Source organism: Dyadobacter jiangsuensis (genome assembly GCF_003014695.1).
GTDB lineage: Bacteria > Bacteroidota > Bacteroidia > Cytophagales > Spirosomataceae > Dyadobacter > Dyadobacter jiangsuensis.
This window is the reverse complement of record NZ_PYAS01000004.1, coordinates 241,587-266,017: the sequence shown is the minus strand read 5'-3', so window position 1 is coordinate 266,017 and position 24,431 is coordinate 241,587. Positions and strand designations below refer to the sequence as shown.

Genomic DNA, 24,431 nt, shown 5'->3' with positions numbered 1-24,431 from the left:
ATTTTGCAAAATAATGGTGCCAAACGCAGCCGCAGTTATTAATTTGCCCTATGAACAAGAATGAACCAGCCGGGGGGACCGCGCCGAGCCAGCATAACTATATTTTCCTGGATTTTAACCTCGCCGGGCTTTCCACCACGCACATTCTCAATCACAGCGCCGACATGCCTGCTACCGAGCGCCGGGGCTATTTCGAGATACAGCCCGACGATATGGTGGTGGATTATGCCGCATTTCGCATTCAATGGGGCGGCGAGGCTTTCAAAGTAGTGGTGAAACAGAACGACCGCATGGTGAACCTCTACTGCGAATGTACCCGTCCCAAACGCAAACTCTGCGAGCACCAGGTGCAGGTGTTGTATAACATCATGAACCGAAGGGATTTCCGCGCTTTTTTCGATAAAAACTTGCGCAACGACCGCCTTCGCGCCCTCGCGGCGGACTACGGCATGGAAGCGGAATCCGATCTGAATCAATACTTTACGATCGAATACGTTAACCGCGAGTTGCGCGTACTGCCCCTCATTAAGGAGCTTATCCCGATCAACCAGGCGGCTGTCTCGGCCATGCAGGACCAGCTGTTTTCGGACCCGGCGCGGCATTTACCCGAGGCCAAACCTGCGGACACCAATACCCGCACCATCGTAGCGATCGGCCTGAACAAGTATTACGACCACTTTTTCCTCGAAATGTACGACGCGCCCGTGACGCGGGACGGCAAACTGAAAAACCCGTTTGTACAGCTTAATCCGCTGGAACAACTCTGGAAAACGCAGGATCACGACCTGTCGCGGTTTTACACGGCGATTGCGTCGTTCAGCAATAATTTCAGGAAGAAAAACCCGGAAACCGACCTGGCAGGGTTACGCGCGGTCCTCAAAAATCCCGACAAACTGGATTTTTACTACCATACTCCATTGGTATCCGACAATATAAATGCAGGTTCGCTGGTAGCTGTTAAACTCGCGCAGTCGGATGTGGACGTGCATTTGACGATCGATAAAAAGGATCCGTTTTTCCGCATTTCAGGCCAGCTGATCATCGATAGCGTCCACCTCGACCTCGAAAATGTGGAGATCCGCTACGATTATTTTGTGTTGTACAAAGATTCGCTGCACCTGATTGAAAGCGAAGACATTCTGAAAGTACTGTATTTTTTCAGGCAGCATAACCAGCGCATTTACATCCACGAAACCAAATTTGAGGATTTCCGCCAGAACCTGCTCGCCAAATTGCCCCCGCGCATACGTATCTCGTACACATACGTAAAGCCCGCTACACCCGCGCAGCGCGCGGAACAGGGCTTCGATGGACGCGTGGAAAAAATCATTTACCTGGAAGATTTTGGCAACTATGTGCTCATCACACCGGTAGTGAAGTATGGCAGCGTGGAAGTGCCGCTCTACACCAAAAACGACATCTATTCTGTGGATGGGCACGGCAACCCGTTCATTGTGAAGCGCGACGAAGAGGAGGAGCTCCGCTACATGGCGGCCATGATGCGCCAGCATCCGGATTTCGAGTACCAGCTGGACGAGGGCATCCAGGACAAGCATTTCTTTTACCTGCACCGCTCCCGGGTCTTGGACGAAAACTGGTTTCCCGACGCGTTCGATGAATGGAAAAACCAGGGTATTACCATTCTCGGTTTCAACCAGATTACCAAAAACCGTCTTAACGTAAACAAGGCAAAGGTTTCGATCCACGTCAACAGCGGCATCAACTGGTTCAATACCACGGCTACGGTGCAGTTCGGTTCGCAGAAAGTGACGCTCAAAAACCTGCATAAGGCCGCCAAAAACCGCAATAAATACGTGGAGCTGAGCGACGGCACTTTGGGTATTTTGCCGGAACAATGGTTGGAAAAATTTGCCCGGTACTTCGAAGTCGGAGAAATCGTGGGCGAGGAAATCCACACCCCGAAAATCAGCTTCGCGGCGGTACACGACATGTACGACGCCGAAATGCTCGACCGCGAGGCGCAGGAGCAGATCGCATTTTACGAGTCCAGATTTACGGATTTCGATTCGATCAAGCCGGTACCGGTGCCCAAAAAGCTGAAAGCAAGCCTGCGGGGCTATCAGAAGCAGGGGCTCAACTGGCTTAATTTCCTCGACGATTTCAACTTCGGCGGCTGCCTGGCAGACGATATGGGTTTGGGTAAAACCTTGCAGATCATTGCATTCATTTTATTACAAAGAAAAAAACAGGTACGGAACACGAACCTGGTCATCGTGCCTACTTCGCTGGTTTTCAACTGGCAGGCCGAGGTTGCCAAGTTTGCTCCCGACATTCGGATGCTTACCATTTACGGCGCCGACCGTGTGAAGGACATTACCGATTTTGACCGCTACGAAATCGTCCTCACTTCCTACGGTACGCTGCTTTCGGATGTTAATTTTTTGAAGAAGTACCATTTCAACTACATCATCCTCGACGAATCGCAAGCGATCAAAAACCCTGAATCACAGCGGTACAAAGCCGTGAGGCTGCTGCATGCGCGTAACCGCATTGTGATGACCGGTACGCCCGTGGAAAACAATACTTTCGATTTGTACGGCCAGCTTTCGTTCGCCTGCCCGGGCCTGCTGGGCAACAAAACGCAGTTCCGGAATCATTTTTCGACACCTATCGACCGTTTCAAGGATGCCGAGCGGGCCGTGGAGCTGCAAAAGCGGGTGAGTCCGTTTATCCTGCGGCGTACCAAGCAGCAGGTGGCTTCGGAACTTCCCGAAAAGACGGAAATGGTGATCTATTGCGAAATGGGAGAAGAGCAGCGGCGCGTGTACAATGCCTACGAACTGGAATTCTACATTTACCTCAACACCACCAGCGAAGGCGACATTAAGCGCTCGCAACTGCATGTATTGCAAGGACTTACCAAATTGCGCCAGATATGCGACTCACCTGCATTGCTCCGCGATGAAAAGTTCTACGGCAATGCATCGGCCAAAATTGATACGCTTGTGGAGCAGATCGAAAGCAAAGCGACGCAGCATAAGATCCTGATTTTCTCGCAGTTCGTGTCTATGCTCGACCTCATCCGCCCTGAACTGGAAAGCCGTGGCATCGGATACGAATACCTTACGGGCCAGTCGCGCGACAGGGCGGCGAAGGTCGAGAATTTCCAGACCAACCCCGACGTGCGCGTTTTCCTGATCTCGCTGAAAGCCGGCGGTACCGGCCTCAACCTCACCGAAGCCGATTACGTGTACCTGATCGATCCGTGGTGGAACCCGGCCGTTGAAAACCAGGCCATTGACCGCTCGCACCGCATCGGGCAGGACAAGCATGTGATCGCAGTGCGGCTCATTTGCCCTGACACGATCGAAGAAAAAATCATGGAATTGCAGGAAACGAAGAAGGACCTGGCCAATGATCTCATCAAAACCGATTCCGATATTCTGAAATCACTGACCAGGGACGATCTGCTGCGGCTGGTAGCGCGCTAATTGAGGTTTTTGTGGATTTCGTTGATCAGGTATTCTTTCGGGTCATTGAAATACTCCCAGAAGAATATGCCCGCCAATTTGTTCTTTTTCACATACTTGCATTTCCCTTTGACCGACTTTTCGTCTTCGTAGGTGATCAGTACTTTGGTGGAATCGTTGAACAGGTACGGCGCTTTGGCCTTCTTGTCATAGTATTTTTTGTATCCATTCTGGTCGATGACCGTATCTTTCAGCTTGGTATAACCTCCTCCCTGAACCGATTTCACGCGCTTTGCGCCCAGTCCGTGATTATCGGTGGTTTCCGCTTCCCAGCCTTTGCCATAAAAAGCGGCTCCGAGCCCGATCTTGCTTGCAGGCACGCCGGCAGCGATGAAGTTCTTCACAGAGCGGTCGGCAGATGAGCCTTCCCCGGACGGGTCGTAGTCGTACAAATTGGTATGGTGTCCTACGGTGCCGTTGCGGCCGCCGTAATCGTAGGTCATGATCAGCACGTAGTCGAGGTACACCTGGGCCAGCCCCATCTCCGTGTGCTCGATAAACGATTTCGAGCCGCCCACAGCCGTGGTGAGCAGGTACTTCTTGCCTTTTTCTTTTTCGAGCAAATTCAATTCTTCGCGGATCGCTTTGAACATCAGCGTAAAATTCTGCTTATCCTCGGGACGGTAAATATTCCCCTCCTCGCCGCGCATCCCGGGATATTCCCAGTCGATATCCACGCCGTCCAGGTCGTACTGGCGCACGATGTCGACACTGGATTTCGCGAATTTCAATCGGGAAGATTCTGTCAGCACCGCGTCCGAAAAGTTCTCGCTCCACGCCCAGCCGCCGATCGAGATCACGATTTTCAGGTCGGGGTTTTTCTTTTTCAGCCCGTTCAGTTTCCTGAAATTGGTAGAATCCGTCGCCAGATTGGTGAGCACAGCCATGCTGTCCTGCACATTCACAAATGCGTAGTTGATATGCGTCAGCTTCTCAGCATCGATTTCTTCCACATTCGCAAGACCACGGAAGCCGCCTACGTAAGCATTCACAATGTATTTTTTCTTCTTTTGCGCCGAAACGGCACCGGAAATGAGCAGGCACAGCGCAAGTGCCATGCAAGAGAAGCCTGGAAGCGGCTTCAAGGAACAGCATTTCATAGAGGTCAGTAAATTTAGGTTCAGGATATATCAATAAAGGAATATTCGCTTCGATATTACTTCTTTGCCTGTATCGGTTACAACCACATAAATGCCCGCCGCAAGATGAGTCAGGTCAATGCGCCCCTCCTGTGTGATTTGCTTCACAAAATGTGCCCTGCCCGAAAGGTCATAAACTGATACTTTCGCTCCTGTCGCACGGTTAATATCGACAACGAGCGTCCGCCCCGCCAGGTAAATCAAATGCTGATCTTGCGGGTTTTCCACTGCTGTAATGATGGAAGCCGCGCGCACGATCGCGAGCAGGCTGTACGGTGATGCTCCACCCGCATTTACCGCCTTGATGCGGTAAAAATAATCGGCCGTTTCGAGCTCGGCCCGGTCTTCATATTGCAGGATAGTCGCTCCTACTTTGGCGATTGGGGCAAAGTTGCCCTCGCCTTTCGCGCGTTCGATCACGATTTCGGTTGCATTGGCCGCGGGTTTCGCCCAGCGCAGCTGGATCAGATCCGGCGCGGTAGGAACGGCCGTCAGGTTAGTAGGCGCATTAGGTGCTACCTCCTGCGTGGTCGCGTTGGCGATGTTGGAATAAACGGATTTCCCGGCGGTATTCTTCGCGAGCACGCGGTACCAGTAGCGTGTCGCAGGCGCCAGGCCTGTGTGCTGATAGCTCGTTACGTTCGGGCCGAGATCGGCGATTTTGGTGAACGCCAATGCATCCGTTGAGCGTTCGAGTTCGAACCCCGTTTCATCGTTGGCATTATCCGTCCAGTTCAAATTGATCTGCGTGGAAGAAGCCGCATTGGCAACCAATGTCGTCGGCGCTTTAGGGATTGTAATGATTACCAGCGTGGTCGCATTGGCGACATTGGAATAGGCCGAAGCCCCGGAAGCATTCTTAGCCCGTACCCGGTACCAGTATTTGGTGGCCGATTTCAGCGATTTATCCTGATAAGTAACGGTATTGGCAGCCAGATCGGCCACTTTTACAAATTTCGTCCCATCCGTAGATTGCTCTACTTCAAAACCGGTTTCGTCCGTGGCGAGATCCAGCCATCCGAGGTTAATCTGACTCCCGGAAGCTGCAACGGCAACCAGCGTGGTGGGAGCCTTTGGAATAGCGCCCAACACGCGCCAGGGAAGCAAAAGAATAATACAGAATAATGTTAACGACGAAAATGCGTGTCTGGTAAAGGTTCGGTTCATAAATTCGGGACGATAGGGAGGCAAAAATAGAGGTTAAATGCATTTATGCCAGCTCTTACAGCCATCCACGCCGTTTAAACCATACATAAATCCCGAAAGTAATCCCGCCCATCAGGATCATAACAGCCGGATAACCCCATTTCAGCCGTAATTCTGGCATAAAATCGAAGTTCATTCCGTAAATACCGACAATAAAAGTAAGCGGCATGAAAAAGACGGAAAACACGGTGAGCACGCGCACGATCTCGTTGGTACGCTGCGAGGAAATGGAGAAATAGACCATTACCAGGTGATTCATGTTCTCAAATAGGGTGTCATAAATGTTGTGCAGCTTCACATAAAGGTCGCGTGTATCGCGCGTGTAAGTATTGGAATGACCCGGCGCGTCTATTTTGTCCACAATTTCGTGGGAGAGCATCAGAATGCGCCGTGTGACCTCCACTCTTCTTCTGAGGTAATACAAACCCTTCAAAAGCGACGCTTTACGGTTTTTGAGGAACATATTTTCTTCGTAATACTCAATATCCTTCGTCAGCTTCAATGATGGTGCTTCATAGGTGGCAATGCAGTTTTTAATGATCTCATTCACGAGGTGAACGGTATCCTCACACGAATGCTGATCGACCTGCTGCTCGCGAATGACTTCCGGTGCCCCCCAATCCTTCCTGTGCATGGTAATGACCCTATCCCTGGTCATGAAAATCGCGAGTTTGTTGGTGAGCTCGGTGACGGTATCGGCCTCGGTTCCTACTTGCTCGCTGTGCATTCGGAAAATAATGAATACATAAGTGCCCACATCCTCATATTTCGGCAGATGGTCGGGTTGCAGCCAGTCTTTGACCGACGAGTCGTGTAATCCATATTTTTCCCTGAGCTGCTTTAACTCCTCCTCGCCGGGGTCTGTCACGTCAATCCATTCAAACGGGTATTGGGAGGGGGCGGCAATGGTCTGGATCATAAAGAAATGCGGCTAAAATTCAAGATGTTCAATGCAATCGGCGGCATTCAATGCGCTGGCTTTTCCGGCTTCGGATCGAGGATGAAACGCAGGGACTGGTCCCTGGTGAAGAATGCGACCATCCAGTTGTAAAAGGTTTTCACCTGATTCCGGTAGCGGATCAGCGAAAACAAATGCACCACCAGCCACAGAAAATAAGCGATAAAGCCCCTGAAATGCAAGCCCGGCAGGTCGGCCACAGCCTTGTTGACACCGATAATTGCCATCGTGCCCTTATCATTGTATTCAAATGCCTTAGGCGAACCTCCATCCCGCCATTTCGACAAGTTAGACGCCAGGTTCCGTCCCTGCTGAATGGCCACCTGGGCGAGTTGCGGATGGCCGTCCGGAAATTTTTCGTCGGCTGTCATCAGGCAAATATCTCCGATAGCAAAAATATCGTCGAAACCGCTCACGCGATTATACGCATCCACAAGTACGCGCTTGCCCTTGCCGAAAACCTCCGCAGGCAAGCCGGGCAACGGGGTGGCAGTCACTCCCGAAGTCCAGATCAGCGTTTGGGTTTCGATGGTATTGCCATCGGCAAATGTGACGATTCCGTTGTCATAATCCTTCACCGCGTGATTCAGCAGCACCTCAATACCCAGCCCGCGCAGCTCCGCAAGTGTCTCCTCCTGCGATTTCCTGCTCATGGGGTTCAGTACGACCGGCAGCGCATCGACGAGGTAGATTTGCACTTCTTCTCTTTTCAATTCGGGATAATCCTTTTTGAAAATACTCTTGTGCATTTCCGCCAGCATTCCTGAAACCTCCACGCCTGTCGGGCCCGCGCCAGCCACCACAATAGAAAGCAGCTTTTTACGGGTAGCAGCGTCGGGCTCCTTGGTAGCCTCTTCTTTCAGCCTCAGGATATGATTCCTAAGCGCGAGTGCATCCTGTACGGTTTTCATCGGCACCGCATTCTTCCGCACATTCTCCATGCCAAAATAATTGCTTTCCGTACCGGTCGCGAATACCAAGTAGTCGTAACGGATATCTCCGCTCTCGGTCGATATTCTTCTCTCTTCCGGAAAAACTTCGACAAAGCCTCCCAGACTAAACCGGAGATTGGATTTGTCCTGAAAAAACTTGCGGAACGGGTAGCTGATATTGGACGCTTCCAGAAAACCGGTCGCTACCTGGTAGAGCAGCGGCGGGAAGAAGTTGTAGTTATTCTTGTCCACCAGCACGATTTCAAACGATTTATTGCGCGAAAGCTTCTGGGCGAGATTAATACCTCCGAAACCTCCGCCTATGATCACTACCTTTTTCGAATCCATAGCGCGATAAGTTTGCCGGCCGGCATTTGCGGCCGCATCGCGTGCTTGCGTTAATAACCATGCCCATTGCTTTTTGAAGCATCCAAACATGCCTTCTGGACCCGAATGCATACACTATACTGTGAAAATCTTTACTCATTTCCGGCAGCGGGCTATGCTTTCCTCCCCGCACGATGCCAGGCCGGCCATTGGCATATCCTTTTTGACAATGCGCCACATTCACAAAACATGCAAATATTATGAGCTTCGATATAGACACCCGCGGGCAGACGCAAAGTGCACAGCCCGGAATAGAAGAGGTTATGGATCCGGCGCCGGTCGTGATCCGTGAAAACTACCGTGGCTGCGGCAAATTAGCAGGTAAAACAGCACTCATTACCGGTGGCGACAGCGGCATAGGCCGCTCGGTAGCGGTTCACTTCGCCCGCGAGGGCGCCGATGTTGCCATTGTGTACCTCGATGAAAATCAGGACGCCGCCGATACCAGGGCCATGGTGGAGGCCGAAGGAAAAAGTTGCCTGCTCATTCAGGGGGATATCCGCAGCGAGGCATTTTGCAGGGAAGCGGTAAGCCGTGTGGTCAACGAGTTCGGGAAACTGAATATCCTTGTCAACAATGCAGCCGAGCAGCATCCGAAGGAAAGCGTCGATCAGATTTCACAGGAGCAACTGAGTGATACGTTTGCGACCAACATCTTTTCATTTTTCTACTTCACACAGGCCGCATTGCCGCATTTGGGTCAGGGGGACACCGTTATCAATACTACCTCCATTACCGCCTATCACGGAAGTCCCTCGCTGCTCGATTACTCGTCTACCAAAGGTGCGATTGTAGCATACACGCGCTCACTGGCAGATAATCTGGCCGACAAAGGCATCCGGGTGAATGCGGTAGCGCCCGGGCCGATCTGGACGCCGCTCATCCCTTCCACATTTGATTCGGAGCGGGTGAAAGAATTCGGAAAGGATACCCCGTTTAAGCGCCCGGGCCAGCCCTGCGAAGTAGCGACCTGCTATGTATTCCTCGCCAGCGAGGACGCCTCATACATGAGCGGGCAGGTAATGCACCCTAACGGCGGACAGGTAGTGAACGGTTAGTCCGGCCGGTGGAGCCATTTCCGGACCGCCGCTTCGAGCGTGTCTTTCAGGACCGGTTTGGTGAGGTAATCATCCATACCGGCCTCGATGCATTTCTCACGCTCGCCTACGACCGTACCGGCTGTTAGCGCGATGATCGGCACGTGCGAACTCCCCGCCTGCCTGATCTCGCGCGTGGCTTCATAGCCGTTCATCTCCGGCATCTGAATGTCCATAAACACGATATCGGGGCTGGTTCTGCGAAACGCTTCGATCGCTTCCCTGCCATTCGCCGCCTCGATCAGCTCGCTGCCCGGCAATATTTTGCCTAACATCGATTTGACCAGCAGCATATTGATCTTGTGATCTTCCGCTATAAGTATTTTCACGTCGCGTGTTTCGTAAGTTTCTTCGGATAATTTTTCCTGTGCCACTGTTTTTGCCGGCTTTTCCGGGGCTCTCGCTTTCAGGCCCAGATCGGAAAGCGCGTGAAAAAGCTGCTGTATTTTAACCGGCTTGACCAAAAAGTGCCTGATGTCCAACTCCTTCCCGAAGGTACTCAGCGCCTCGTCGTCAAGCGAATCATTCAGCAATATGACCGGGTGATGCGCTGCATTCCCTTCCTGCTTCCTCAGCATCCGGATCGTTTCGATTCCGTCCCAGCCGGGCATCTGGGAGTCCATCAATATCACATCGTACTCCTTGCCTGCCGCCAACTGGCGATATGCGTCCTCCCCGCTTCGGAAGTAATCTGCCGCGATCCGCTTGTTGGCCAGCATATCCTTCAAAATCTGCCCGTTGTGTATATTATCGTCCACTACCAGCACATTTTCGATCTGCTCCACATTCTCCCATTCAAAGCGGTCTTCGCCTTCAATAGCGCGGAATGTCACGTCGAAAAAGAAAGTGCTGCCGTGTTCGAGCTTGCTCACCAGTTGCAGGCGGCTTTCCATCAGGCCCAGCAGGCTGTTGGAAATCGTGAGGCCAAGCCCGGTACCGCCAAACCGCTTGGTAGTGGAGGAATCCTCCTGCGAAAATGCTTCAAAAATGCGGCGCTGGTTTTGGGGATCAATACCGATGCCTGTGTCCCGGACGGAGAACCGGAATGTGTAGTCGAGGCCGCTTACCTTTTGCAGCAATTCGATTTTCAGCTCGATTTCGCCCCGGCTGGTGAATTTGACGGCATTGCTGAGCAAATTCACGAGGATCTGCCGCAACCTTACCGAATCGCACCAGACAAACTGCGGAATATCGGCGGGGATATTCAGCAGCATTTCCAGGTGTTTTTGCTGCGCCTGGTATGTCACCATATCGGCCACTTGTCCGCAGATTTCCAGCAAATCAGTCTTTTCCGGAGTCAATTCGAGTTTCCCGGCCTCTATTTTGGAAAAGTCGAGGATGTCGTTAATGATGTCCATCAGCGAGTTGGCCGACTGAAAAACCATCGACATATATTGCTGCTGGGTTTCGTCCAGGTTAGTCTTCATCAGCAGATCCGTAAATCCGACCACACCATTCAGCGGTGTTCGGATTTCATGACTCATATTGGCCAGGAACTCCGATTTGAGTTTGCTGGCCGCCTCCGCGTGTTCGCGGGCTTCGAGCAATTCCAGCTCCGCGCGTTTCCGCAGCGTGATATCCCGGATCACGGCCTGAACAATCTCCGAGTCATTGATTTTCATAAGGTTAAGCAAAACCTCGGCAATAAACGACTCCTTCGACTCACCGAAGCGCTTGTATTTCCATTCAAAACTGTGTGTCCCCTTTTCATAAACCATCTGCACGTGCCGGCTCCCCTCTCTCTTGTGGTCCTCCATACCCAAATCGTTCAATCCCGACAGATCGCCCATTGGCATATGCCGAAAAGCCTCCACGGAATCGATCCCGAACATTTTCAAAGCGGCATCGTTACAATCCAGATAGCCCGTATGGTCAAAAAGGATTACCGCGTCGCTCGTAGAATCGTACAAGCTCCGGAATTTGGCTTCTGAACTTTTGATATCCATCTCCGCCTGCTTGCGGTGCGTGATATCCTGAAATGCCCCGTACACACGTACACACACGCCGTCGACCATCTCGGCCTTTCCGATCGATCTGACCCAGAGTTCATTTCCCCTGGCTGTCACCAACTGCAACTCGCTGTCCCACGGCGTTCCATGAGCCAACCCCTCCGCCACCGCCTTCGCAATGATGTCCCTGCTATACCCTTCTTTATAAAAATGGATGGCGGTATCCGTATCCGGAACGTAATCCTGCGGCACCTCGTGGATTTCCTTCGTCGTCGGCGACCAGTACAGCTCTCCCGTGCGTGCGTACAACTCCCAGCCACCTACGCGCGCTACGCTGTTGGTTTGTTCCTGAATGTCCTTAATGCGCCTGAGCTCCTGGTCGGCCGATTTACGGGCGGTAATGTCCCTTTCAACGGCTATAAAATGCGTGCAGTTGCCAAAGTCGTCGAAAACGGGCGTCACTTTAAGGTCAACCCAATAGCTTACCCCCGTTTTGGTGTAGCACAGCACTTCCTCCCGCACCACCTTCTTCTCTCTGCAATAAAGCCAGATACGGTCGAGGGTATCAGGGTCCGTCTCAGGCCCCCGCAGCAAAACCAGCGGGTTCATGCCTTTCACCTGCCTCCGCTCGTAACCCGTGTGAATTTCGTAGGCTTTATTAACCCATGTAATTAATCCCTTACTGTCCGTAATAACAATATAATCCGTTGTATTAGAAGCAACAACAGCCAATTCTTTAAGGCGCTCGCGGGAGTTTCGCAACTCGGTAATGTCGTGGCTCGTAAGAATAATTTCCTTGCTCACCGGGTCGATATTGGCACTGGTGTTGCTCCACGACCACGATCCATCCTTGTGCCTGATCCGGTGTTCCACCCCGCCCGGCACGGGCACGCCGGTTTCGGTAGTAATGCGCAATGCCTCGAAACAGATATGAAAATCATCCGGGTGTATAAACTCGGTAAATGGCTTTCCGACGGTTTCTTCAATGGTATGCCCATACATGGACGTCCAGCTCGGCGATACATAACTGAAAACACCCGCAGGAGAGATCGTGAACAGGACGTCCTGCATGTTGGATACCAGCACCGAAAGGTCTTCCTGCACTTTGAGCTGCTGGGTAATGTCGTAGCCAATGCATAGTATCTCCTCCACCACCCCGTTTTCATCGGCAATGCCTGTAAATTCCCATTGCGTGGTTTTCACGCCGTCCAGCGACGAATACTTGCGCAGCACCACCGGTTGAGGCGTCCCCGGGTTAATAAAGCATTGCTCGCCCACTTGCAGGCATTTTTCGATATCCTCCGGCACAACGCCCCCGAGCGACGATTTGCCGATGATCGCGTTGCTGTCGAGCCCATAAAACTCGCAGAAATGATCGTTGACATATTGGTAGTTTCCTTCCAGATCGATGCTTGTGATATAGATCGCGTTGCTGTTCAGAAAAGACTGGTGCAGTTCGGTACTGGTGATCAATCCCGGCAGTTCAGGCACCAGCTCGTCGCGTCGAAAACCCGACAAAACGAGGTACCCGTAAGGTTCGGCAAACGTACAAATGGAAGTAACAGCCAACCGCAATGACTGTACGTTGTCACGCGTGAGCCTTACAATCCCGTGAAGCGGCTCCTGGCTTGCCGGAAAGCCTGCACGGGCATTTTTTATGTGGAATGAAAAGGAAGCGTTTTCAAAAAGCGGAGCAGGTGCGTCGGTGCCTTGTTGGAAACCCGGACCAGGGGCGATTGTTTGCTGCAATCTCTTGTCCGCCCAGCAATCTTCCGGATTTGAATGCCTCCATATTAGTAATCCGTCTGTGGCCGAGTCCTGGATAAAGTCGAAAACACGTTCATCCTTTTGCAGCAGCTTCAAGAGCTCCTTCCTCAGGTCATTCATTTTCAAAAAACTTACAATTAGAAACGTCAGTAGTATTGGTACAATATAGCAGTTATTCGACTATTTTAAGGACTACAAACCGTCATGGAATTAATTTTATCATATTCCAAAGCAAATTCGGCATCCGGACCATTCACTTTATATTATTTACAAAAAAGCCCTCTTTGCGGACTACGAAAGAAGGGCCTTTTCCTAACACGCTGTTAATCTTTCTTTTTGGGCACCTTGGCGCCTTCTTTGCGGGCTTCGGACAAACCAATCGCAATGGCTTGTTTTTTAGAAGTCACCTTTTTTCCGGAACCGGATTTGAGCTTTCCCTCTTTTTGCTCGTGCAAGGCTTCTTCTACCTTTTCACCAGCTTTTTTCGAATATTTGGCCATGATATTATTTTTTAGGTGTTGATGTTTTTTAATTTTCGCGCCTGGTCGGCGCGGCTTTTTACTCATCAAAATACGTACCAATGCGCCGGCTCTATTTCTAAATCCTAAATCCGTAAATCATGAAAAAATTTCTGTTACTATTACAAATGGCCGGTGCGGTTTGCCCAGCCTGGGTATTTGCCCAAAACACGGGTTCGGTTCTGCTCAAAAATGCTACGGTGATTGACGGCACAGGTGCCGCACCTCGCCCCCAAACCGATATTCTGATCACCGACGGACAAATTGCCGCCATTCAAAAAGGAATCAAAACCCAGGGCGCCCGGGAGCTCGATTTGAGCGGCAAGACGGTCATGCCCTCGCTCATCTGCGCACATGCACACGTGGGGACGCTCAAAGGAACGACATCCTCCGCCGATAATTACACCCGCGAAAACCTGTTGAGACATCTTAAAAAGTACGAAAATTATGGCGTCAGCGCCGTTTTGGCCATGGGTACCGACCGACCGCTGATCTTCAACGGGTTTATAGACTCCACCCAGGCAGGACTGCTCCCGGGTGCGAGGCTGTATTCGGCCGGTTATGGCTTCAATACGCCGGATCCTAACCCCGGCTCGTGGATGAACCTGCTGCTGCGTCCCAACGCTCCCGAAGACGTGCCGGCAATGATGGAAAAGCTGGCTGCTGTGAAGCCTGCGGTCGTGAAGATCTGGGTAGATGACCATGGCGGTAATGCGCAAAAAATGAAGCCGGAGATTTACCAGGCCATTATCCGCGAGGCGCACAAGCGCAATATCCGTGTTGCGGCACACCTTTTCTACGTCGAAGACGCCCGCAAGCTCACAGAGGCCGGAATAGACATTATCGCTCACAGCATTCGCGACAAGGAAGTGGACCAGGACCTGCTGACGAAAATGAAGCAGAAAAACGTAACCTATATTCCTACGCTATCCCTGGATGAGTACCAGTTTGTCTACGCCGGCAATCCCGACTGGATCAACGATGCATTTTTCAAGGCATCACTCGAACCGGGCGTTTTCGAAATGATCACGGACAAGACTTATGCTGAAAAAATCAGGAACTCGCCGGATTACCCACGCAATATGTCGGCATTCAAAACGGCGATGGTCAATTTGAAGAAAATCCATGACGCAGGCATCCGCGTAGCCCTCGGCACCGACTCCGGAGCGTTTCCCGTTCGCACCCAAGGCTTTACAGAACATCTGGAAATGGAACTGATGGTAAAAGCCGGCCTCACCCCCGCGCAGGCCATCACCATCAGCACCCGAAATGCCGCTGCAGCCCTCCACATCGACCGCGAAAAAGGCACCCTCGAAAAAGGCAAAAAAGCCGACTTCCTCATCCTGTCCGCCAATCCTTTCGACGACATCCGGAACACAAGAAAGATCGAATCCGTTTGGAAGGAAGGGAAAGAAGTGAGTAAAGGGCCTCTGAAAAACTGATTGATAAATGGAAAATTCCTTGATGGCTAAGCCAACAATATCCAGAACCGCTTTCTGGGACGTGGATTTCGACCAAATCGATTTTCAGGAAAAGGATTTGTATGTAATGGAAAAGGTTGCCAATTACGGAACCTGGGCGGATTTCATCAATGTGGTCCGCTTTTATGGCGTCCATCGATTTAAGCAAAAGATCGTATTCGCCGCTTATTTGAAAAAAGATGTTCTCAATTTTATCTGCGTCGCATTTGACCTTCAAATAACCGATTTTAAATGTTACACACGGAGACAGTCGCCGAACCAACCCTGGAACTCTTAAAACAGCTACTGGCATTGCCGGAGTTGGCGCCGTTTTCCCTTGTGGGTGGAACAAATCTTGCATTGCGGCTCGGCCACCGCATTTCAGTGGATATTGATTTGTTCACAGCTGAAACGTTTGATATGACGGATGTAAAAGCTGCTATCGCCGAAGTATTCCCAAAAGCCGTCGAGTTAGGCGCCCGTAATCAGACCCTATTATATCAAATCAACGGAGTGAAGACCGACCTGATCAGACATCAATACAACGAAATCTCGGCTGCTGATAACATTGAAGGCCTGAGGCTCGCTTCGCTGCCAGATGTGATTGCGATGAAACTGGGAGCCGTAGCGGGTAGAGGCGCTAAGAAGGATTTTTGGGATGTTCACGCCCTTTTGGAAGCGTTTGATATAAAGGAAATGATTGGCTACTACGTCCAAAAGTATCCTGCAAGCGACCCCGGGCAGGTCGTTCGTTCACTCGTTTATTTTGACGACGCCGACGAGCAGCCGGATCCGGTAGACCTGCTAAATGTAAGTTGGGAAGCAGTGAAAACGAACCTGCGGGAAAATGTAAAAACATACATGGCTAGCTTGCTGTAAAAAGGAATAGTAGTTCTCAGAAAGATTTATCCAAAATATGGCACTAGCTTTGATGCCGAAAACACTCCTTGTGATGAACATTAAATTCAAAAGGCTCGATCATATTATGCTTTGCATCCCGCCGGGCACCGAGCAGCAGGCGCGGGATTTCTATGGCGGAGTATTAGGTCTCCAAGAACTTAACGACCTGGGTTACCCGTTGCCCCATGGAGCAATATGGTTCCAGATGGGTGATATTCAATTGCATATCCGGGCAGAAGACGTGCAGGCCGTTTCACAGCGCCATCCCGCATTTGAAGTCGATAATCTGGAAGAGGCCCGTGCAATACTTGAAAAGCATGGCGTTGCCATAAAAAATGACAGCAAAATCCCCGACCGCAACCGCTTCTCATTCCGCGACCCGTTCGGGAACCGCATCGAGCTGATAGAAATGATCGCATAAAAAAGCAGGGGCGAATCTAACGGTTCGCCCCTGCATGCTTACAATCGGATTTGCGGATGCTAAGACGAAATGTCGGTGTACGGGTTACTGATCGTCACCACTTCCTGGTTGATGAACTGGATCAGATTCTCATTCAGCCGTTCCTTATGCGTGACAAAAAGGCCATGCGGAGCACTTTCGTAAACGATGTACTCAGCGCCAGGCAGCATTTGAGATGTCCGCTCGCTGCTCACGTCAACAGGGACCGTCTTATCATCTTCGCCGTGAATAATGAGCACGGGTATATCCAGCAATGATATTTCATTCCGGAAATCGGTGGCGCTGAAACTGCGGATGCACTGCGTGGTGGCACGCCCCGAACCTTGCAACGCCAGCATGCCATGCCATTGCAGCAGCTCGTCACTAACGGCATTGTTCAGGAATCCGTTTCCATAAAAATCCCTGGCAAAGCCAGCCAGGAATTTGGGCCGGTCGTCCTCTATCTCTTTCACAAAACCATCAAACAAATCCTGAGGCACACCATCCGGATTATCGTCGGTTTTGAGCATGTAGGGAAGTACGGTACTGATCAGGACAACCTTCGAAACTTTGCTGCTGCCATATTTGCTCAGGTAACGCACTACCTCGCCTCCTCCCATCGAAAACCCGACGAGAATCACATCGTCCAGATTCAACGAATCGATTACCGATTTAAGATCGGCAGCCAGCGTGTCGTAATCGTAGCCATTCCACGGTTTGTCCGACTTTCCAAAGCCACGGCGGTCGTAGCCTATGCAGCGAATACCGTGTTTAGGCAAAACATTGAACTGGTACTCCCACATTTCATGGCTAAGCGGCCAGCCTGAAATGAATATGACGGGTTTACCCTGCCCTACCTCGTGCACAAAGAGCTTCACCGGCTCGGCGTTCATCCCCGTTTTTGATTCTATAAATCCCATGATACGTTTTTTTAGGTTTTGATTAATACAAAACTGAAACCGCACCTTGATAAAGACTTGTGCCAGTGGCAGAGCCTTGAACACAAGACGTCCGGGGATATTCCGGCGTTGTTGCCGTGCCACGTAGTTGGGGAGTTATGTAAACGCCGGGGAGGAAGGTCGGCAACAGCGATAATGCCGGGTTTAATGCTGACTTATTTAGTTAACGAAAAGCGAAAAAGCAGTAAATGGAAAAAGTAATCCTAAATTTGCACTCACTTTCGACGCAGAAGACGTTCACTTGATGTTAAAGTTTGTTTACGGTTTTTTAATTGCCATTGTCATTCTTGCCGGGATTACCGAAGTTGTATTAAGGGTAAAATATGGCTTTTGTAATTCGCCTCTCTACGTATCCGATCCTGATTTTGAATATATATATGCACCAAACCAGGACGTAAAACGGTTCGGCCAGGTGCTGCGTACCAATAGCCTCTCCATGCGGAATGAGGAGGTGTTGCCGACGGACAGCCTCGTGATATTGCTGATCGGCGATTCGGTCGTCAACGGTGGAAGCCTCACCGACCAGGACAGCATTGCTTCTACCCTGCTAGAAAAGCGTTTTTTAAAGGATTTCAACAAACGTGTGCGCGTTCTGAACATCTCCGCCGGATCGTGGGGACCGGATAATATCGCCGCCTACCTCAAAAAATACGGCACATTCAAGGCAAAACTGATTTGCCTGGTGACGAGCAGCCACGATGCGCACGACATCATGTCCCACCAGAGCCCTGTGGGCATCGATCCCGGCTGGCCCGACAAACAATATAAAGTAGCACTCTATGAACTTTGGGACCGGTATCGCTGGATGTTCTTTTATTTCCTGGATACTCTTTTTCTGACGCCCGAACCAGAGAAAAAGGAGGAGAATATCGCAATTGTAAAACCCGACGTGACCGACAGTGCGCACGTGGCGGCCGACGCAAAAGCGGTCGAGGACACGGTTGAAGCCAAAAAGCTCAACGAGGCGGGTATCCGCAAGCCCGGTCTGATATTTAATCCGGGTTACGAGCAGATTTATGAAATCGCCAAACAGCAGAATATCCCGATGTTCATCTACCTGCACCCGGAAATTTCGGAGATCGACCTGGGCCATTTCAACGACCAGGGGCAAGAGATCATCGCATTCGCCAAAGAGAAGAATATCAGGCTGATAGATGAATTCCAGTTCGGTGTTTCAAAGGAACGTTACCGGAAGATGGACGTCGTGCATTTCAACAGCGGCGGGCAGGTTTTCCTGGCCGATAATCTGTACCCCTTGTTTCAGGAATACCTTAACCTTCGGAAATGATGCGCGTACTGATTGTTCACAACCAACTATGGGCACATTATAAATCGAAGCTTTTCAGTGAGATCCACCTCGCTATGAAGCGGTCCAACCCCGCCGACGAGCTGCTTGTTGCGCAGATCGCCTTGTATGAGGCGAGCCGGAAAGTCATGCAAAACGACGATACGATCGTCTATGATTATCCCTATAAGGTCCTTTTTGAGCGCAGCCTCGATCAGACAAGCGTCGATGAACGGCGCAAAGCGCTTTTCAGGGTTTTCAATGAGTACCGACCCGATGTACTCAATATCACCGGCTATTTTGACTGGGCACAGGTGTTGCTCATGTTTTATGCGCGTGCCAAAGGCGTGAAAGTGGTGATTTCATCGGAATCGTCCTCCGCGGACCATAACCGCTCGGGATGGAAAGAGGCAATCAAGAAAGTGATCGTCGGCCGCGCCAATGCATTTTTTTGCTTTGGTAAAACATCGGCTGAATACCTGGAAAGCCTGGGCGTGGCGAAAGCTGCCATTAAAGTACGACACGCGGCAGTGATTGATGAAGAAGTAATCCGCCAGCGGTACGAAGAAGCTAAAAAAGAGCTTGATAAGACGCCAAAGGCTGCCGCAAGAAAATTCGTCTACGTGGGCAGGCTAGCACCTGAAAAGAACCTGGATACGTTAATCCGTGCATTTGCCCAGGCTGTGAAACAAACCGGCGCCGACTGGCAGCTGCTTTTTGTGGGCGGCGGCCCAGAAAAGGAAAATTTGGAAAAGCTCGCGACCGATTCCGGGTTTGAGGGCAGGATCCTGTTTGCAGGCGGATTTCCCTGGTACCAGGTGCCCGGCTGGCTGGCGCAGAGCGATGTGCTGGTGCTGCCGAGCAAGTCGGAGCCGTGGGGACTGGTGGTGAACGAGGCAATGGTGTGCGGAATGCCCGTGATCGTATCCGAAACCTGCGGATGCGCGGGCGATCTGGTACAGCATGGGGTGAATGGATTTACATTCAATCACACACAACAAGCCGAGTTGGAAAATCATTTAACGTTTTTCATCCAAAATCCCGACCGCATTGCCGGAATGGGAAAAGAATCTTTAAAACTGATCGCTCCATTCGCGTCCGGCCCGGTGGCTGCGCAAATGGCCGAGACGTACTGCGACCTGGCCGCGCAATGACCGGGAGCACAGCGAACACAACTATACATTAAACCCCAAGCATGCGAATACTCAATATTTGTGCATATACATGGGCGATCGGAGGCCCGGCCCGCATCATCTACGACCACACCACGGAGGTCGTAAAGCAAGGCCACCAGGTGACGATCCTGAGCCCGATGACGCCCGGCGAGAAAATGTACCCCGTGCCCGATGGCGCACGCCTGATCGCGGTGGCACGCACCACGCCCGTGAGCAACTTTTACCGGGAATTTTCCGTCGAATTGTACAAATACCTGAAAAAGCATATTCACGAATACGACGTGATACACATGCATGGGATCTGGCATTTCGGTAGCCTGGCGCCATTCCTGATTCCTTCGAAGGCAGTGAAGGTCATCACCATCCACGGCCTGCTCGACAAATGGGCGGTAGCGCACAGCAAATGGAAGAAGGATCTGGTGACTTTACTTTATCAAAAAAGACTTCTTGGTAAAGCCGATCTGATCCAGATCAACAACACCGACGAAGAAGAGGATGTGATCCGTTACCTGGGTTACCGCCCCAAAAACATGGTGATCGTGCCGAATGGCATGAAACTCGACGAATATAACCGGGCTAATCTGCCTGCCAAGGGTATTTTCAGAGCCAGGCACGGCATTTCGCCCGACCAGCAAATGATATTGTTCCTGGCCAGGCTGAACATCAAGAAGGGCCTCGACCTGCTTTTGCCCGCATTTCAGAAAGTTCACGAGCAGATACCCAATGCCCAGCTGATACTGGCCGGGCCGGATGACGGCTACCAGGCAGAAACCGAAGATTTTATCCGCAAACATAACCTCGAAGGTCGCATTAAACTGGTAGGTATGCTGACCGACACGATCAAGAAGGAGGCATTAGCCGATGCTGATCTGTTCGTTTCGCCCTCCTACTCCGAAGGGTTTTCGATCGCGGTGCTCGAAGCCATGACCTCGGGCGTACCTGCGCTCGTGTCGGATCGAGTGGGCTTCGGCGACTACATTGCCCGCTACGACGCTGCCTATCTGACGCCACTGACCAGCGATGGTGTGGCGGATGGCCTTCTTAAAATATTACAAGACAAACCCTACGCGGAAGGCATCGCAAATCGAGCCTACAAGATGGTAACCGAAAATTTTGACATCCGCGTGGTTGCCAGCCAGTTATTGGAAGAATACAAGAAAGTTCAAAAAAAGTAACTACATTTACGGGCAAAGTAACCGATATGGTCGATTTATCCGTCATCATTTTAACACACAACGAATCCAAGCACATCGGCCGGTGCATTCAAAGCCTGTTACAGGTTACCGACAAGATTTTCATCGTCGACTCGTTTTCGACCGACGACACGGTGGCAATCGCCGAAAGTCTCGGGGCTACCGTCGTTCAAAACCCGTGGGTTTCTTACGCATTCCAATTCAATTTCGGTATCCGGAATAGCCCTTTCCAGACTCAGTGGCTCATGCGCATGGACGCGGACGAGTACCTTACCCCCGAGCTGGCGCAGGAACTGAACCACTCACTCGCGCAAGTGCCGGAGAATGTTTCGGGGCTTTACGTGAAGCGTCGGGTGATTTTTATGGAGAAATGGATTCGTCGCGGCGGGTACTACCCGATCTGGCTCTTGCGCGTGTGGCGGCGCGGGCTGGGAATTTGTGAGGAGCTCTGGATGGACGAGCATATCAAACTCAGCAGCGGCACCACCGCTCAATTGCAGCACGATATCGTCGATCATACGCTCAATAACCTCACCTGGTGGACGCAGAAGCATAACAATTACGCAATCCGGGAGGTCATCGACCTGTTGAACATTAAATATAACTTTGACAGCAAGGAAACCGTCGAACCCAGTTTCTGGGGCAGCCAGGAACAGCGTACGCGTTTTCTGAAAATCAAATATGCCAATATGCCCCTCTTCACGAGGCCGTTTATCTATTTCACATACAGGTATTTTGTCAAATTAGGATTTCTGGATGGAACAAAGGGGCTCATATGGCACGTTTTACAGGGGTTTTGGTACCGTTTCCTGGTAGATGCCAAGATTTACGAGGTGTATCACCGGGTAGGGCGCGACAAGGAAGCTATTATATCACATTTCAGGACGGAATATGGAAAAGACCTCAGAAACCCAAACCAATCTGTCCGTTTATAACAACGATTGGTACAATCCGGGCGGTTATCCGAAGCTCGTGATCTGGTATTTGCTGAACCGTTTGTTTATCCACACACACATTCCATATCCTTCTGCATTCAAGGTCGCATTGCTCCGCTTGTTCGGCGCGAAGATCGGCAAAGGAGTGGTGATCAAGCCGAAGGTGAATGTGAAATACCCCTGGTTCCTTCAAATAGGCGACCACGTGTGGATCGGCGAAAATGTGTGGATCGACAACCTCACATTGGTGACTATTGAATCAAATGCATGCCTGTCGCAGGGAGCGATGCTTCTGACCGGCAACCATAATTACAGAAAAAGCACTTTTGACCTGATTGTGAAGCCCATAACGCTTGGCACAGGCTCCTGGATCGGTGCGCAGGCGACGGTTTGCCCGGGCGTACAAGTAGGTTCGCACGCGCTGCTGACCGTCGGATCGGTGGCTACGAGCCACATGGAGCCTTATGGAATTTACCAGGGAAATCCTGCGAAGTATATCAAAACAAGAACGATAACCAGTTGAAAGTAAGCATACTTACTGTTGTATATAACGGCGCAGCGACGATTCGCCACAGCATTGAATCCGTGCTCGGACAGGACTATCCGGATATCGAGTACATTATCGTGGATGGAAACTCCAAGGATGGTACCCAGGACATTGTACGATCTTACGGTGACAAAATTGCCCGTTTTTTGAGTGAACCCGATGCCGGAATCTACGATGCCATGAACAAAGGCATACAATTGGCAACCGGTGACGTAATAGGAATCCTGAATGCCGACGATTTTTACGCATATCCTTCGGTGGTCAGCGAGGTAGCAGAGGCGCTGGCATCCAGCAATGCCGACGCTTCCTATGGCGATTTGGAATATATTGATGCGAATGATGCAACGGTGGTACGCAGAAAGTGGGTCTCTGGTGCATATAAGGTTGGCGCGTTTCTGAATGGATGGATGCCGCCACACCCAACCTTTTTCGTCAAGAAAGAGGTCTACAACACACACGGGCGTTTCCGCCTCGATCTGGGAAGCGCAGCAGATTATGAACTGATGCTGCGGTTTGTTCATCGTGAAAACATCAAGCTTGCCTACCTGCCCAAAGTCCTCGTGAAAATGCGGGCCGGAGGGGTTAGCAACAGCACACTAAAGAACCGGATAGCGGCCAACCAGAACGATCGGCTAGCCTGGAAAATCAACAATTTAAAACCCCGGTTTTACACTTTGTGGTTAAAACCTTTGAGAAAAATTATTCAATTTATTTAGGGCCCGGAAGTCAACTCAAGTACCTTAAACCAGATAGTAAATATTTTGATATTCAGGCATTTGCATATTTCAATTATTGGTTTATATTTCGACATTTGATTTGGATTTTTCGATCCGCCCTCAACGCACTTCCTAATTTGACAGGCACATGGAACTACAACTACCTCTGCAAATATTGACCGAAGGAAACGTCAATACGCTTGTCCATCACGACATTTATCAATGCCTTCTCTCATTTCTGATCGGATGCTTCCTTTCGATCATTTCGATACCCATCATCATTAACCTCTCTAACCTGCTGCATTTGACTGCCAAGCCGGGTTTCAGGAGCTCACATGAGACGGAAACGCCTACTTTGGGAGGCATTGCCATATTCGCAGCTACGCTGATCGCCTACTTTCTGTGGCCGCATTCGGAGAATATCCTCGATTCGAACCTGATCAGCCTGGCCATGACCGGCGTAATCATCCTGTTCTTCCTCGGAATTAAGGATGATATCCTGGCGGTAGACCCTACCAAAAAGCTCATTATCCAGATTTTCGCGTCGCTGATCCTCGTCGCGATGGGGAATTTCAAAGTCGACAACTTCTACGGTATCTTCGGCATTCACGGCGTTTCGGACTTTATCAGCATTCCACTCACCGTTTTCATATTCATCGCAATCATCAACGCGATCAACCTGATCGACGGGATCGACGGTCTGGCCGGCGGTATCAGCCTCATCGCAGGTCTTGGATTTGGTATCTGGTTTATCGCCAATGATCACTTCTCGTTCGGCTGCCTTGCATTCGCGATGTCGGGTTCATTGCTTGGCTTCCTTCGTTTCAATTTTTCGAAAACCAGCAAAATCTTCATGGGCGACACAGGTTCGCTGATCGTAGGCTACCTACTTTCGATCTTCGCCGTAGAATTCCTCTCGCTGAATGTAGGTTACCTGCACGATCCTAATGCGTATTTCAATGCGCCGATCATCGTGATGGTGCTTCTGATTGTCCCGATCTTCGATACCCTGCGCGTTTTTATTGTACGTATTTTCAAAGGGGGCTCACCCTTCGTGGCCGACCGCAACCACATGCACCATATCTTGATAGACAATGGCCTGAACCACTTCTGGGCGTCATTCACGCTCTGGATGGTCACGATCGTGAACACGGCATTGTTTTTCACATTCCACGGCGACATTACCAATACCGCTTCGCTCTACATTTACATCGGAATGTTCGGATTGTACATGGTGTTTGCCTATTTTCTCAAAAAACGCATTGCTTCGGTCAAAGAGCGTAAAAAAATGGTCAAAAGCCCCTCGTTAGCTGACGATGACCTCTCTACTTTCCAGTAAAAAATGTAACCGGGCGTCTCAAAAAGCCGTGATGAAATT

20 protein-coding genes are annotated in these 24,431 nt (G+C 50.8%); 13 read left to right on the top strand and 7 right to left on the bottom strand.

The window, feature by feature from the left end:
• Positions 1 to 50: 50 nt before the first annotated feature.
• Positions 51 to 3,452, top strand: a complete 3,402-nt coding sequence (locus CLV60_RS09595; RefSeq protein ID WP_106595164.1) for a DEAD/DEAH box helicase — start codon at positions 51 to 53, stop codon at positions 3,450 to 3,452.
• Here CLV60_RS09595 and CLV60_RS09590 read toward each other — a convergent pair.
• Genes CLV60_RS09590 through CLV60_RS09575 form a run of 4 tightly spaced genes read right to left on the bottom strand, consistent with a single transcriptional unit; the run spans position 3,449 to position 8,074 of the window.
• Positions 3,449 to 4,591 (bottom strand): glycoside hydrolase family 18 protein, encoded by a 1,143-nt coding sequence (locus CLV60_RS09590; protein WP_106595163.1) that lies wholly within the window; start codon positions 4,589 to 4,591, stop codon positions 3,449 to 3,451. The genes CLV60_RS09595 and CLV60_RS09590 overlap by 4 nt on opposite strands.
• 30 nt (positions 4,592 to 4,621) lie before the next feature.
• Positions 4,622 to 5,797 (bottom strand): fibronectin type III domain-containing protein, encoded by a 1,176-nt coding sequence (locus CLV60_RS09585; RefSeq protein WP_106595162.1) that lies wholly within the window; start codon positions 5,795 to 5,797, stop codon positions 4,622 to 4,624.
• Positions 5,798 to 5,852: 55 nt separating this feature from the next.
• Positions 5,853 to 6,755, bottom strand: coding sequence for a magnesium transporter CorA family protein (locus CLV60_RS09580; RefSeq protein WP_106595161.1), 903 nt, complete (start codon positions 6,753 to 6,755; stop codon positions 5,853 to 5,855).
• Positions 6,756 to 6,802: 47 nt separating this feature from the next.
• Positions 6,803 to 8,074, bottom strand: a complete 1,272-nt coding sequence (locus tag CLV60_RS09575) for an NAD(P)/FAD-dependent oxidoreductase (protein ID WP_106595444.1) — start codon at positions 8,072 to 8,074, stop codon at positions 6,803 to 6,805.
• Between the two features lie 239 nt (positions 8,075 to 8,313).
• On the opposite strand from CLV60_RS09575, the gene CLV60_RS09570 reads away from it, so the two are divergent.
• Positions 8,314 to 9,171: an SDR family oxidoreductase gene (locus CLV60_RS09570; RefSeq protein WP_106595160.1), complete on the top strand. Its 858-nt coding sequence runs from the start codon at positions 8,314 to 8,316 to the stop codon at positions 9,169 to 9,171.
• Here CLV60_RS09570 and CLV60_RS09565 read toward each other — a convergent pair.
• Together CLV60_RS09565 and CLV60_RS34125 are read right to left on the bottom strand one after the other, a co-directional pair.
• On the bottom strand, positions 9,168 to 13,046 hold the full coding sequence (locus CLV60_RS09565; protein ID WP_106595159.1) for a PAS domain-containing hybrid sensor histidine kinase/response regulator: 3,879 nt from the start codon (positions 13,044 to 13,046) through the stop codon (positions 9,168 to 9,170). The genes CLV60_RS09570 and CLV60_RS09565 overlap by 4 nt on opposite strands.
• A gap of 203 nt (positions 13,047 to 13,249) precedes the next feature.
• A complete protein-coding gene (locus tag CLV60_RS34125; protein WP_146151545.1) occupies positions 13,250 to 13,507 on the bottom strand; it encodes a DUF6496 domain-containing protein in 258 nt (85 codons plus the stop codon).
• Positions 13,508 to 13,545: 38 nt separating this feature from the next.
• On the opposite strand from CLV60_RS34125, the gene CLV60_RS09560 reads away from it, so the two are divergent.
• From CLV60_RS09560 to CLV60_RS09545, 4 genes are all read left to right on the top strand, one after another.
• The gene (locus CLV60_RS09560) at positions 13,546 to 14,886 is read left to right on the top strand and encodes an amidohydrolase family protein (RefSeq protein WP_106595158.1); all 1,341 of its coding nucleotides are present in this window, start codon (positions 13,546 to 13,548) and stop codon (positions 14,884 to 14,886) included.
• A gap of 7 nt (positions 14,887 to 14,893) precedes the next feature.
• Positions 14,894 to 15,202, top strand: a complete 309-nt coding sequence (locus CLV60_RS09555) for a DUF6922 domain-containing protein (RefSeq protein WP_229210893.1) — start codon at positions 14,894 to 14,896, stop codon at positions 15,200 to 15,202.
• Entirely contained in the window at positions 15,157 to 15,783 is a 627-nt protein-coding gene (locus CLV60_RS09550; RefSeq protein WP_106595157.1) for a nucleotidyl transferase AbiEii/AbiGii toxin family protein, read from the top strand. Before CLV60_RS09555 ends, CLV60_RS09550 begins: the two co-directional genes overlap by 46 nt.
• Positions 15,784 to 15,856: 73 nt before the next feature.
• Positions 15,857 to 16,225 (top strand): VOC family protein, encoded by a 369-nt coding sequence (locus CLV60_RS09545; RefSeq protein WP_106595442.1) that lies wholly within the window; start codon positions 15,857 to 15,859, stop codon positions 16,223 to 16,225.
• 59 nt (positions 16,226 to 16,284) lie between these two features.
• On the opposite strand, the gene CLV60_RS09540 is transcribed toward CLV60_RS09545, so the two are convergent.
• On the bottom strand, positions 16,285 to 17,163 hold the full coding sequence (locus CLV60_RS09540) for an alpha/beta fold hydrolase (RefSeq protein WP_106595156.1): 879 nt from the start codon (positions 17,161 to 17,163) through the stop codon (positions 16,285 to 16,287).
• 283 nt (positions 17,164 to 17,446) lie between these two features.
• On the opposite strand from CLV60_RS09540, the gene CLV60_RS09535 reads away from it, so the two are divergent.
• From CLV60_RS09535 to CLV60_RS09505, 7 genes are all read left to right on the top strand, one after another.
• On the top strand, positions 17,447 to 18,490 hold the full coding sequence (locus CLV60_RS09535; protein ID WP_106595155.1) for a hypothetical protein: 1,044 nt from the start codon (positions 17,447 to 17,449) through the stop codon (positions 18,488 to 18,490).
• Entirely contained in the window at positions 18,487 to 19,641 is a 1,155-nt protein-coding gene (locus CLV60_RS09530; RefSeq protein ID WP_229210892.1) for a glycosyltransferase, read from the top strand. Before CLV60_RS09535 ends, CLV60_RS09530 begins: the two co-directional genes overlap by 4 nt.
• A 41-nt stretch (positions 19,642 to 19,682) precedes the next feature.
• Complete coding sequence (locus CLV60_RS09525) at positions 19,683 to 20,837, top strand: glycosyltransferase (RefSeq protein WP_106595153.1); 1,155 nt, start codon at positions 19,683 to 19,685, stop codon at positions 20,835 to 20,837.
• Positions 20,838 to 20,863: 26 nt separating this feature from the next.
• On the top strand, positions 20,864 to 21,790 hold the full coding sequence (locus CLV60_RS09520) for a glycosyltransferase family 2 protein (protein ID WP_106595152.1): 927 nt from the start codon (positions 20,864 to 20,866) through the stop codon (positions 21,788 to 21,790).
• On the top strand, positions 21,747 to 22,313 hold the full coding sequence (locus tag CLV60_RS09515) for a putative colanic acid biosynthesis acetyltransferase (RefSeq protein WP_106595151.1): 567 nt from the start codon (positions 21,747 to 21,749) through the stop codon (positions 22,311 to 22,313). Before CLV60_RS09520 ends, CLV60_RS09515 begins: the two co-directional genes overlap by 44 nt.
• Entirely contained in the window at positions 22,310 to 23,053 is a 744-nt protein-coding gene (locus CLV60_RS09510; protein ID WP_106595150.1) for a glycosyltransferase family 2 protein, read from the top strand. Before CLV60_RS09515 ends, CLV60_RS09510 begins: the two co-directional genes overlap by 4 nt.
• Positions 23,054 to 23,201: 148 nt before the next feature.
• On the top strand, positions 23,202 to 24,392 hold the full coding sequence (locus tag CLV60_RS09505; RefSeq protein ID WP_106595149.1) for an MraY family glycosyltransferase: 1,191 nt from the start codon (positions 23,202 to 23,204) through the stop codon (positions 24,390 to 24,392).
• The last annotated feature ends 39 nt before the right edge of the window (positions 24,393 to 24,431 follow it).